The 11,858-nt window shown below is 64.1% G+C and carries 12 protein-coding genes and 1 pseudogene; 6 read left to right on the forward strand and 7 right to left on the reverse strand.

Annotated elements, in window-relative coordinates:
* Positions 1-14 precede the first annotated feature (14 nt).
* Complete coding sequence (gene ampC, locus RGV59_RS19355) at positions 15-1,169, reverse strand: class C beta-lactamase (protein WP_126585581.1); 1,155 nt, start codon at positions 1,167-1,169, stop codon at positions 15-17.
* A 128-nt stretch (positions 1,170-1,297) separates the two neighbouring features.
* Between ampC and RGV59_RS19360 the strand changes: the two genes are divergently transcribed.
* A complete protein-coding gene (locus tag RGV59_RS19360; RefSeq protein WP_046383640.1) occupies positions 1,298-2,176 on the forward strand; it encodes a LysR family transcriptional regulator in 879 nt (292 codons plus the stop codon).
* A 64-nt stretch (positions 2,177-2,240) separates the two neighbouring features.
* Here the strand turns inward: RGV59_RS19360 and yghX are convergent, their stop codons facing one another.
* The 3 genes from yghX to RGV59_RS19375 form a co-directional block, all read right to left on the reverse strand.
* Positions 2,241-3,128: a YghX family hydrolase gene (gene yghX / locus RGV59_RS19365; protein WP_126585582.1), complete on the reverse strand. Its 888-nt coding sequence runs from the start codon at positions 3,126-3,128 to the stop codon at positions 2,241-2,243.
* Positions 3,129-3,172: 44 nt separating this feature from the next.
* On the reverse strand, positions 3,173-3,667 hold the full coding sequence (locus RGV59_RS19370) for a PaaI family thioesterase (RefSeq protein ID WP_126585583.1): 495 nt from the start codon (positions 3,665-3,667) through the stop codon (positions 3,173-3,175).
* An 83-nt stretch (positions 3,668-3,750) separates the two neighbouring features.
* Positions 3,751-4,641, reverse strand: coding sequence for a DMT family transporter (locus RGV59_RS19375; protein ID WP_102617551.1), 891 nt, complete (start codon positions 4,639-4,641; stop codon positions 3,751-3,753).
* Positions 4,642-4,732: 91 nt separating this feature from the next.
* On the opposite strand from RGV59_RS19375, the gene RGV59_RS19380 reads away from it, so the two are divergent.
* The 3 genes from RGV59_RS19380 (at position 4,733) to RGV59_RS19390 (ending at position 7,081) form a co-directional block, all read left to right on the forward strand.
* The gene (locus RGV59_RS19380) at positions 4,733-6,058 is read left to right on the forward strand and encodes a PLP-dependent aminotransferase family protein (RefSeq protein WP_126585584.1); all 1,326 of its coding nucleotides are present in this window, start codon (positions 4,733-4,735) and stop codon (positions 6,056-6,058) included.
* Between the two features lie 76 nt (positions 6,059-6,134).
* Complete coding sequence (locus tag RGV59_RS19385; RefSeq protein WP_102617550.1) at positions 6,135-6,347, forward strand: DUF6434 domain-containing protein; 213 nt, start codon at positions 6,135-6,137, stop codon at positions 6,345-6,347.
* Entirely contained in the window at positions 6,344-7,081 is a 738-nt protein-coding gene (locus RGV59_RS19390) for a CPBP family intramembrane glutamic endopeptidase (protein ID WP_126585585.1), read from the forward strand. Before RGV59_RS19385 ends, RGV59_RS19390 begins: the two co-directional genes overlap by 4 nt.
* A gap of 51 nt (positions 7,082-7,132) precedes the next feature.
* On the opposite strand, the gene RGV59_RS19395 is transcribed toward RGV59_RS19390, so the two are convergent.
* Entirely contained in the window at positions 7,133-8,842 is a 1,710-nt protein-coding gene (locus RGV59_RS19395; RefSeq protein ID WP_185833580.1) for an amidase, read from the reverse strand.
* Between the two features lie 54 nt (positions 8,843-8,896).
* Positions 8,897-9,685 carry a helix-turn-helix domain-containing protein gene (locus RGV59_RS19400; RefSeq protein WP_102617547.1) on the reverse strand — a complete coding sequence of 263 codons (789 nt, stop codon included), beginning with the start codon at positions 9,683-9,685 and terminating at the stop codon, positions 8,897-8,899.
* A gap of 83 nt (positions 9,686-9,768) precedes the next feature.
* On the opposite strand from RGV59_RS19400, the gene RGV59_RS19405 reads away from it, so the two are divergent.
* On the forward strand, positions 9,769-10,074 hold the full coding sequence (locus RGV59_RS19405; protein ID WP_017846441.1) for a DUF2834 domain-containing protein: 306 nt from the start codon (positions 9,769-9,771) through the stop codon (positions 10,072-10,074).
* Entirely contained in the window at positions 10,067-10,489 is a 423-nt protein-coding gene (locus tag RGV59_RS19410) for an MAPEG family protein (RefSeq protein WP_046491005.1), read from the forward strand. Before RGV59_RS19405 ends, RGV59_RS19410 begins: the two co-directional genes overlap by 8 nt.
* Before the next feature lie 83 nt (positions 10,490-10,572).
* Here RGV59_RS19410 and RGV59_RS19415 read toward each other — a convergent pair.
* A pseudogene (locus tag RGV59_RS19415) lies at positions 10,573-11,783 on the reverse strand (MFS transporter).
* Positions 11,784-11,858: the final 75 nt, after the last annotated feature.

Consider the following 11,858-nt stretch of genomic DNA (forward strand, 5'->3'; position numbering starts at 1 on the left):
GGCTCCCACCTTGCTCAGTGATCCAGCGCGCTCAGGATCGCATGGGCGACCTTGACCCGCTCGGCATTCGGATAGTTCTTGTTCGCCAGGATCACCACGCCCATGTCCTTGCTTGGCACATACGCCACATACGCGCCAAAGCCTGCGGTTGAGCCGGTTTTGTTGTACAGCACGTTGGCCGGTTGCGCTTGCGGCGTCGTCAGCCAATCGGGACGGTGAGGTTTCATGGCCATCGGTGTCGAGTTGCCGTCAATCAGCGCTTGCAGGGCGATGGGGTAGGGGTAGTACTCCCAGCCCAGGCCCTGGGTCATGCCGTTCACGCGGTAATAACCGGCGTGGGTACTGGCGATGGCTTGTTGCAGCGGCTTTTCCAGGGTTTGCGGGTGCAGGTTGGCGATCACGTAGCGCGCAAGGTCATGGGTGCTGGTCTTGATGCCGTAGGCTTCGCTGTCCAGTGCGCCAGGGCTTACACGGACGGGTTTCTGCTGCTTGTCGTAGCCTTGGGCGTACTCGCCGGATTGCGCGGTGGGCACGCTGAGGTGGGTGTTGCTCAACCCCAGCTTGGGCAGCAGGGTGTGCTCCATGGCGACATTGAACGGCTGGCCCAGGCTTCGCGCCGCGAGGTAGCCAAACAGGCCGATGCTCGGGTTGGAATAGAGACGTTGCGCGCCCGGGGCGTAGCTGGGTTTCCAGCGCTGGAAGTAGCCGAGCATGGCGTCGGCGTTGTCGGCGGCATCCGGAAACTGCAGCGGCAGGCCGCCGGGGGTGTAGGTCGCTAGTTGCAGCAGGCTGATGCGGTCAAAGGCGCTGCCGGCCAACGCAGGCCAGTATTGGCTGGCCTTGTCCGACAGCGTGAGCTTGCCGATGGCCTGGGCGTAACCGCCCAGGGTTGCGGTGAAGGTTTTGCTCACTGAGCCGATTTCGAACAAGGTGTTTTGGTTGACCGGTTGCTGCGTTTCTTTCGATGCCATGCCGTAGTTAAAGTATTGCACCTTGCCGTTCTGCACCACCGCCACCGCCAGGCCGGGAATGGCCTGCTGCTGCATCAGCGGCTTGACGCTGGCGTCTACCACGGCCTGCAGGTCGGTGGCGGCCAGGCACTGGCCGGCGCCGAGAAACATTGCCAGCGCCGTTAAATGACGCACTCCAAATACCGTTTGTTGGGGCATGATATCGCTTCCATGAGTGTGATCGATTGAATGAACAGCCTGCGCGGGCGTGCCAAAGGTAGACAGTTCGCCGGGCGTGGGCAAACGATGATATTTCGCACCAGCCATTAGAAAAATTAGGGGCAAGCATGCTGCGTTCCCATCTGCCTCTCAATGCCCTGCGCGCATTCGAGGCCTCCGCCCGGCACCTGAGTTTTACGCGGGCCGCCATTGAGTTGTGTGTCACCCAGGCGGCGGTCAGCCACCAGGTCAAGAGCCTGGAGGCGCAACTGAACGTCACCCTGTTCAAACGCCTGCCGCGTGGCCTGATGCTGACCCGCGAAGGCGAGACGTTGTTGCCGGTGCTGCGCGAATCCTTCGACCGCATTGCCCACACCCTGGGCCAGTTCGAAGGCGGGCACTACCGCGAAGTGCTCAGCGTCGGTGCGGTCGGCACTTTTGCGGTGGGCTGGCTGCTGCCGCGGCTGGCGGACTTCCAGCACCGCTACCCGTTTATCGACCTGCGCCTGTCGACGCACAACAACCGTGTCGATGTCGCCGCCGAAGGCCTGGATTACGCGATCCGTTTCGGCGCCGGGGCCTGGCATGGCACCGACGCCTGCCCATTGTTCGAAGCGCCGCTGACGGTGCTTTGCGTGCCGTCAATCGCCGAGCAGTTACACACGCCGGCCGAGTTGTTGAAGCACACGGTGCTGCGCTCCTATCGCGCCGATGAGTGGAACCTGTGGTTCCAGGCCGCCGGGCTGCCTGCCGACACCCTGGTGCCGCGCAGCATCGTGTTCGACTCATCGTTGGCGATGATGGAAGCAGCGTTGCAGGGTGTCGGTGTGGCGTTGGCCCCTGCGCTGATGTTCTCGCGACAACTGGAAAGTGATGCGATCCGCCAGCCCTTCAACGTGGGCATCAGCACCGGCAGCTATTGGTTGACGCGCCTGCAGTCACGCGCCGAAACCTCGGCGATGCTGGCGTTCAAGGCCTGGCTGACGGTGATGGCGGCGCAGGGCTGAAATTTTCATCAAGAAGCAAAATGAAACATTTGTCGGCGGCTAACCTCTACACATTCAGAGGCGGTCAGGCCAGGTATTTGTTGAACCACCCCAGCGTGCGCTGCCACGCCAGGTTCGCCGCCGCCTCGTCATAACGCGGCGTCGAGTCGTTGTGAAAACCGTGGTTGGCGCCCTTGTAGATATACGCTTCATAGGTAGTGCCCGCGGCCTTCAGGGCCTTTTCATAGGCCGGCCAGCCTTCGTTGATCCGCGTATCCAGTTCGCCGTAATGCAGCATGATCGGTGCCTTGATGCGCGGCACGTCCTTGGCCTCTGGCTGCCGCCCGTAAAATGACACGGCGGCGCCCAGTTCCGGGTAGGCCACGGCTGCTGCATTGACCACGCCGCCGCCATAGCAGAAGCCGGTAATCCCGACTTTGCCGGTGCTGTTGTCGTGGTGCATCAGCCACTCGATGGCCGCGAAGAAGTCGTTCATCAGCTTGGCCGGGTCGACTTTTTGTTGCAGCGCTACGCCTTTTTCATCGTTGCCGGGGTAGCCCCCCACGGATGTCAGGCCATCCGGCGCGAGGGCGATAAAGCCGGCCTTGGCCAGGCGGCGGGCGACGTCTTCGATATACGGGTTGAGGCCGCGGTTTTCATGCACCACGACCACGGCGGGGACTTTGCCGGTGGCCTTGGCCGGGCGCACCAGATAGCCGCGCACCGTGCCGTTGCCCTTGGGCGAAGGGTAGGTGATGTAGTCCGCGACGATGTCCGGGTCGGTGAATTTCACTTGCTCGGCCAGCGCATAGTTTGGGCTCAGGGCAGCGAGCAGCGCCGACGCGGTGAGCCCGCCGAAGGTGAACAATGCGGCGCGGTCGAGAAACTCGCGGCGGTTGATCTTGCCGTGGGCATAGCCGTCGTAGAGCTCCAGCAGTTCGGGGGCGAAGTCTTTCGCGGTGAGACGAGTCATCGGTGCAGTCCTCGATTAGCGGTGCCAGTCAATGTAGACCAGGATCACGCGTTGCGAGCGTGGGCGGCGGCGGCCAGTTGCCCGGTATCGACGCGCACGAACACCGAATCGCCGATCGCCGTGAGCACATCGCCGGCGTATACCTCGCAGACCACGCGGCTTTTACGCCCCACATCGCCCTCGACCCGGGCACGCAAGGTCAGCGTGACACCCAGGGGCGTGGGCTTGATGAATTTGATCCCGAGATGCCCGGTCACACAGTCGATACGCGGCAGGCTGCCGGGTTCGCGTTGTTCGGCGCGGTAGTGGTAGGCCATGGCGGTCCAGTTCGAGTGGCAGTCCACCAGCATGGCGATCAGGCCGCCGTAGACCAGATCCGGCCAGCCGCTGTATTTCGCTTCCGGTTGGTGCTCGGCGACCACGTGAACGCCGTCGGCGTCCCAGCGGCTCTTGATATGCAGGCCATGGGGGTTGTTGCCGCCGCAGCCGTAGCAGATGCCTTCGGGGGCGGTGGTGTCTTGCAGTGACGGGGTGTGCATGCCAAGTCCTTATTATTCTGGGAGGGGACTGTCCTGTTTAACAGGACGCGCGCCGGATGGGAATAATGCCATCGCCGCAGACGCTAGCGCGCAAACCGCTTGGCCCCGGCCACACAGCCGATCACCGCGACTGTCACCAGCACCATGCCCAGGCTGACCTGCTCATGCAGCAGGCCCGCCGCCAGCGCCAGGCCGAAGAACGGTTGCAGCAACTGCAACTGGCCGACCGCGGCGATGCCGCCCTGGGCCAGCCCGCGGTACCAGAACACAAACCCGATCAACATGCTGAACAGCGCCACATAGCCCAGGCTCAGCCACGCCGGCAGGCTGATGCCAGTGAAGGTCGGCGGCGCGAGCATCAGGCTCAATGGCAGCGCCACCGGCAACGACACCACCAGCGCCCAACAGATCACTTGCCAGCCGCCCAGGCTGCGCGACAGCTTGGCGCCCTCGGCGTAACCCAGGCCGCACACCAGCACCGCCAACAGCATCAGCAGGTCGCCGGCCGGTGCGGCGCTCAGGCCCTGGGCGACGGCATACCCCATCACCAGCGCGCTGCCCAGGATCGAAAACAACCAGAACACCGGGCGTGGCCGCTCACCGCCGCGCAGTACGCCAAAGAGCGCCGTGGCCAGCGGCAACAGGCCGATAAACACGATGGAGTGCGCGGACGTCACGTATTGCAGGGCCAGTGCCGTCAGCAAGGGGAAGCCGATAACCACGCCGAGGGCGACGATGACCAGGGGCAGCCATTGCGCGCGTGTTGGGCGTTTTTCCTTGAAAAAAGCCAACAGGCACAACGCCAACACGCCGGCCAGGGTGGCGCGCAGCAGGGTGAGGAACACCGGCTCGAATTCCATCACCGCCAGGCGCGTCGCCGGCAACGAACCGCTGAAAATCACCACGCCGATAAAGCCATTGATCCAACCCTGGGTGCTGTTGGCCAGGGGATTGAACGGTGAGGTCTGTTCCATGAAGGGGGCCCGAAAAAAGGAGAGGTTGCGTGCGGGCCATGCTAGGCAGGAAGATTAAGACAATCAAAAAATTGTCATGGATACATCGCCCATGCCCCGCGCCCGTTACAAAAACCTGGTCGACACCTTCGCCGAGGACATCCGCAGCGGCAGGCTGTCGCCCGGCGAGCGTCTGCCCACCCATCGCCAATTGGCCGCGCGCCACGGCCTCGCGCTGGTCACCGCGAGCCGCGTGTACAGCGAGCTGGCGGCGATGGGCCTGGTCAGCGGTGAAACCGGTCGCGGCACCTTCGTGCGCGAGATCTCGCTGCCGCCGGGGCAGGGCAGTGGGCAGATGAATGTGGCGCCGGGCATGCTGGATCTGAATTTCAACTACCCGTCATTGCCGGGCCAGGCCGAGCTGCTGCGCACGGCATTGCGTCAACTGGCGCTGTCGGGCGATCTGCAAGCGTTACTGCGTTACCAGCCCCACGCCGGGCGCCAGCATGAACGCGCGGCGGTGGCGCGCCATCTGCTGAGTCGAGGGCTGACGGTCGAGGCCGATCAGGTGCTGCTGGTCAGCGGCGCGCAACATGGGTTGGCCGTGACGCTGATGGCGCTGCTCAAACCGGGGGATGTGATTGCCGTCGACGCGCTGACCTATTCAGGCTTCAAGGTGCTGGCCGAGACCCTGCACCTGGAAATGCTGGCGATCCCGCTCACCGCCAGCGGCCCCGACCTCGATCATCTGCACAGCCTGTGTCGCAAGCATCCGGTCCGCGCGCTGTATAGCATGCCGACCGTGCATAACCCGCTGGGTTGGGTGATGAGCCTGGAGCAGCGCGAGCAGTTGGTAGCCATCGCCCGTCAGCACAACCTGATGATCATCGAGGACGCGGCCTACGCATTTCTGGCAGAACACGCGCCACCACCGTTGGCGACCCTCGCGCCGGAACGCACGGTGTATGTCGGCGGCTTTTCCAAAAGCGTCGCCACCGGCCTGCGGGTCGGCTTTGTGTCAGCCCCGGCGGCGTGGGTGAAGGCCCTGGAACGCAGCATCATGGCCACGACCTGGAATGTGCCGGGAGTAATGAGCGCGATTGCCGTGGCCTGGCTCGACGACGGCACGGTGGCTCAACTGGAAGCACAGAAACGCCAGGATGCCCGGGCGCGCCAGGCATTGGCGGCACAGGTGCTGAAGGGGCTGACGTACATCAGCCATCCTTCGTCGTATTTTCTCTGGTTACCCCTGGCGGAAGAGGCCCGCGCCGATCAGATCGCCATGACCTTGCAGCGCGAAAATATCGCCGTGTCCACCGCCGAACCGTTTGCCGTATCCGCCCATGTACCGCATGCGCTGCGCCTGGCGTTGGGCTCGGTGGACATGACGGCGCTGCGCGAGGCCTTGCTGGCGGTACGCAAGGTGGTGGCGTGGTGACGCTATCCGGCACTTCCTGCTTAAGTGGCACATCGCTATGCTACGGCGAAAATAACAAACCGCCTTGTGAGAAAAAATGGAATTTAATTGGCACAGCGACCCCATCACCCGCAGCACCCCGATCACCCCGCGCTACAAAAACACCCAGAACGTGCGCCGTTTCATGCTTGAACACTGCGGCCCGGGGTTTAAGTTCGACCGCGCATTCATGGCCTGGATTCGCAACGACACGGCCAAAACCCTGGGCGATATGGTGGATGAGTGGCAGCGTCGAAACGCCGGTTTATGATTACTCAAGGCATGGTGGCACTGGTTAACTACGGCATCCATTTGACGCCAGGCCTGCTGCTGTTCGGCGCGTGGTTCGCGCTCACACCCAGGTCGATGACGGCGATCCGCATCCTGGTTCTGTTGGCGGCGTTTGTGCTGATGCGCGATGCGATGACGCCATTGCGCATGTGGGCGCTCAGTGACGATGTGCAGATTGCATTCACCGCCAACACCTTTGTGCTGGCGGCGCTGGGCGGTCTATCGCTGTTGCTGGTTGCCGGGCTCGCGTGGGTAGCGCCGGACTTGTCGCGGCTAGTCGTGTGGTCCAAGGGCAATTGCGCCGTCGGACTGGCGAGGGGCCTGGCGGTGGGCTGCCTGATCGGCGTACCGCTGCGGCTTTACCAGGGCGTGGATACGCAAGCGATCCACGACTACTGGGTGTGGTTGCCAGGCATGGTGGTATTGGCCTATGGCGCCAATGCGTTGGAAGAGGTGTTGTTTCGCGGTTATCTGCAGGGGTATCTGGAACAACAACTGACGCCACTGCGGGCGGCCTTGATCAGCGGCGTGGCGTTCGCGGCCTGCCATGCGTTCCTGGCCCTGAGCGTCACTCAATTGGGCTGGCCGGTATTGCTGTTTACCCTGATCGAAGGGCTGGCCTGCGCGTTGTTGCGCATGCGTCATGGTGTGTTGGCCGCGACGCTCGCCCATGGCACGGCGATCCTGTTGATTGCCGTGCCTCTGGTTGCCTGAATGAGCAGCGCAACCAAGTGGGAGCGGTGGCTCCCACCGTTGGACCGCGCGTCAGCGTGGCGTGAGCGCCGGCGTGCGCGGCGGAATCAGGCGTTTGCTGCCGGTGGCTTCATACGCTGACGCCAGCTGCAGCAACCTGGAGTCATCGTAGGCGCGCCCGGCAAAGGTCAGCCCGACCGGCATGCCGATATCCGCCATCACGCCCATCGGCACGGTAACGGTCGGCACGCCCAAGTGGCGGATGGCAAGGTTGCCGTTGGCCACCCACACGCCATTGCTCCAGGCGATGTCGGCGGACGCTTCGTTCACATCGGCATCGGCAGGGCCGACGTCGGCGACGGTGGGGAAGATCACGGCATCGAGGCCGAGCTTATCCATCCAGTCTTCGAGGTCGATGCGCCGGGTCTGTTCGAGGCCGCGCAGGCCGTCGGGCAGGGTGCTGATCTGGTTCCACGGGGTGATCCCGCGTTGGGCCATCCGCACGTATTCGTCCATGCCGGCGGCCAATTCGTCTTCACGGTTGGGCAAGGTGCCGGGGTCATGGGGGAAAATCTTCGGCCCGTCGACATCCGCCAGGCGGTTCAGGTTCGGGTCGTTATTGGCGCGCAGGAAGTCATCGAAGGCCCACGCGGACAGTTCCCACAACTCATCGTGGAGGAACTCCTTGGACACCAGGCCACGGGTAAACACCGTCGGTGCGCCCGGGCGGTCGCCTTCGCAGTTGGACACCAGGGGGAAGTCCACTTCGATGACTTCGGCGCCGGCCGCCTCGAGGGCCTGGCGCGCGGCTTGCCACAGGGCGATGACGCTGGCGCGGGTGATGATCTTTTGCCCGGTCGGGCCACCGATGCCGGGTTTCTCGCTGGTGCCGGCGTCGGGGTCGGCGTTGATGTACATGCGCGGTACGCCAAAGCGTTTGCCGGCGAGGGATGCGGCGGTCGCGGCCAGTTCAGCGTAAGCCGCCGGGCGCACCGAAGCGACGCTGGGGATGGGCACCCAAGGTTGCAGGCGCCACAGGTCGCCGCGGGTGTCGGGGTCTTCGGCGACCACCACGTCGAGTACTTCCAGCAGGTCGGCCATGGTGCGCGCATAAGGCACCACCACGTCCATGGTGGGGGTCAGCGGCCAGTTGCCGCGCACCGAAATCACCCCACGGGACGGGGTATAGGCACACAGGCCGTTGTTGGACGCCGGGCCGCGCCCGCTCGACCAGGTTTCTTCCGCCAGACCGAATGCCGCGAAGCTCGCGGCAGTTGCGGTGCCGGCGCCGTTGGACGAGCCGGAGGCAAACGGTGCCGTCAGGTAGGCGGCGTTATACGGGCTTTCCGCGCGGCCATACACGCCACGCTGCATGCCGCCATTGGCCATCGGCGGCATGTTGGTCTTGCCCAGGCAGATGGCGCCACCGGCCCGCAGCCGTTCGATGCTGAAGGCGTCGCGCTGGGCAACCAGCTTGGCGAACGCCGGGCTGCCGGACGCCGCCGTGAGGCCCTTGACCAGGTAACTGTCCTTGGCGGTATAGGGAATGCCGTCGAGCGGTCCCAGCGTTGCGCCCTTGGCCCGGCGCGCATCGGACGCCTCGGCTTCGTCCAGGGCCGCGGGGTTGCGCACCACCACGGCATTCAGCGCGGTCGCGGTCTGCGCGCCGTTGTAGGCGTCGATCCGCGCCAGATAAGCCTGGACCAGTTCGACGGCCGTGGTCTGGCCGGACTCAAGCGCCGCGCGCAATTGGGCAATGGAGACTTCGGTAACTTGCATCAGGTTTTTTTCGCCGCCTTCAAGTGGGGGTATGGCGGCAGTCTACGGACAGATATTTCACAAAACCAGCGCCGCATGACCTTCGAAAGCGCTGCGCATGACCTGCCATGTGAAGTCGTCGGCGGGAATCAGATGCTCGATCCGCAGCGAGGTGAGGGTAATGTCCTGGGGCATGCCGAAGGTGGTGAAGGTCGATAGAAAGTTCAGCTCACCCTGGGTCGAGCGCACGCGGGTCAACACCAGTGGCGGCATGTCGCTGGGCAGCTCGGTGTGGGCGGGCACCGGCAGGCTGGCCAGCAACGCCGCCAACGATGGGTTGGTCAAGGCCTCGCGGGTTGCCCGTTGCCAGGCGAGGGTGCGGATCTCTTCGGCGTTGATCAGGTGATCGCCCAGGCCGCCCGATTGCAGCAGGGTGCTCAGCAGGTTCACGCCATCGGCGGCGCCCGGGTCGATCCCGACCAAGCCAAAGAGCACGGCAGTACTGGTGTTGGCCGCCAGCACCTGCCACTCACTGCCGAGCAGAATCGCCGGGGCGGGGTTGTTGGCGTGCAGCACATGGCTGACCGCTTCGCGAATGGCCGCCATGGCCGGCGAGGCGAGGGGGGTGGCGGCATAACGCGGGGCAAAACCGGCGGCGAGGAATACGCGGTTGCACTGGTCGAGGGGCACCTGCAGCGCGCTCAGCAGATTGTGCAGGGTGCCGGGGCTCGGCTTGGCGCGGCCGGTTTCCAGGCAACTGAGATGACGCTGCGAGACTCCGGTGATCAGGGCCAGGTCGAGCTGGCTCAACTGCGCCTGGCGGCGTAGCCGGCGCAAGTGTTCGCCGGCGGTAGCAGGATTGTCCATGGCGTGACCATGACCTCCGAGGTCATTGCGAGGGGCTGAACCTTATCACTATCGTGGGCCTCGATCACTTCAAGGAAGAGACCATGCACAGACCCTTTATCGCCCTGGCCGGTTTGCTCGGGTTTTCGCTGTATACGCTGATAACGATGCTGACCGCGGAGCAGTCGCTGCTGGCGTTTGGCCGGCAATTGCTGTCGCGCCCGGACACCGCGCAAGTGGTGATCGACCTGTACCTGATGGCGCTGCTGGCTTGTGTGTGGATGTACCGCGACGCCCGGCGGCGTGGGCGGTCGGTGGCGTCGGTGCTGCCTTACTGGGTGCTGACGGCGCTGTTCGTTTCGGTGGGGCCGCTGCTCTATATCGTCATCACGGGGTTGCGGGATGAATGAGCTATTGCGTGTCTACGCACTGTGCGTGTTGATGCTGTGCCTGAAGATGCTGGCGATTTCCTGCTATCAGGGCTTCTTCCGCCTGCGCGCGCGGGCGTTCACCAACCCCGAAGATGCGGCTTTCTTCAACCGTGTGCCGCAGCCAGACGAACTGCCGCAAGTCGGCCGTGCCGCCAGGGCGTGGGCCAATGACCTGGAGAACATTCCGCTGTTTTTTGTCCTCGGCGGGCTGTGTGTCGTGGCGGGCACCGCTTCGGTAGCCACGGGAGTGCTGTTCGGGGTTTTTACCCTGGCGCGGGTGGCACACACGCTCATGTACCTGATGGAGTGCCAGCCCTGGCGCACGCTGGCCTATGGGGTGGGCGTGGCGTGTCTGATCGGGTTGGGCGCGATGCTCGTGTTGAACATGATATGAAGGGCACCGGCGTCCTCAAGCGCTAGCTGTAGGCGCCGGCCCCGTGCGATCGAGCCGCCGGATGCCCCGGCAGGCTCAACCGATCAAACGCCTTTGGTCGACGGCAACAGAATCGTCAGAACCCCAGCAACGGCAGGAACGAGCACAGCGTGTAGACGTACTCGATGCCATGGCTGTCCGCGAGCAACCCCAGCAATGCCGCGCCGATACCGCTGAAGCCGAACATCAGGCCAAAGAACACGCCGGCGATCATCCCGACATTGCCCGGCACCAGCTCCTGGGCGAAGACGACGATGGCGGAGAACGCCGACGCCAGGATGAAACCGATCACCACGCTGAGCATCGCGGTCCAGAACAGGTCGACATACGGCAGGGCCAGGGTGAACGGCGCCGCGCCGAGGATGGAGAACCAGATGACGGTCCTGCGTCCGATCCGGTCGCCGATCGGCCCGCCAAAGAAGGTGCCTGCAGCCACCGCGCCGAGGAACAGGAACAGGTAAAGCTGGGAACTGGCGACCGACAGGTTGAATTTCTCGATCAGATAGAAGGTGAAATAGCTGGTCAGGCTGGACATGTAGAAGTACTTGGAAAACACCAGCAAGGCCAGCACCACCAAGGCAAAGGTCACGCGACCTTTCGACAGGCCGTGGGTGGCTTTGCTGCCTTGCTTGAGCTTGAACAAATTGAGGTGGTTGCGGTACCAGCGGCTCAAGCCATACAGCACCAGGATCGCGAACACCGCAAACAGGCCGAACCAGGCGATATGCCCCTGGCCGTAGGGAATGACGATCGCCGCCGCCAGCAGTGGGCCGAACGCGCTGCCAGCGTTGCCGCCGACCTGGAAGGTCGATTGCGCCAGGCCGTAGCGCCCGCCGGAAGCCAGGCGGGCCACCCGCGACGTTTCCGGGTGGAAGGTCGACGAGCCGACGCCGATCAGCGCTGACGCCAGCAGGATCGCCGGGAAGGTGCCGACAAACGCCAGCATCAGGATGCCGATCAAGGTACACACCATGCCCGCCGGCAACAGCCAGGGCTTGGGGTGGCGGTCGGTGTGGTAGCCGATCCACGGTTGCAGCAGGGAGGCAGTCAGTTGGAAGGTCAGGGTGATCAGGCCGACCTGGGTGAAGCTCAGCCCGTAGTTGGCCTTGAGCATTGGGTAGATCGAGGGCAGCACGGCCTGGATCAGGTCATTGATCAAATGCGCCAGGGCGCAGGCGCCGAGGACGCGCATGACCAAGGGGCTGACTTGGGGCGGGCTGGAGGTGGCAGCGGGAGACGCGGTCAAGGTCGACATGCAGGCATTCCATACAAGGCAGTGAACGACGGGGACGGGCAGCGATGATTTAAACCGCCGCTCCATGGATGAACT

The sequence above is a fragment of the Pseudomonas sp. FG1 genome (assembly GCF_034313875.1).
In the GTDB taxonomy this organism is placed as follows: domain Bacteria; phylum Pseudomonadota; class Gammaproteobacteria; order Pseudomonadales; family Pseudomonadaceae; genus Aquipseudomonas; species Aquipseudomonas veronii.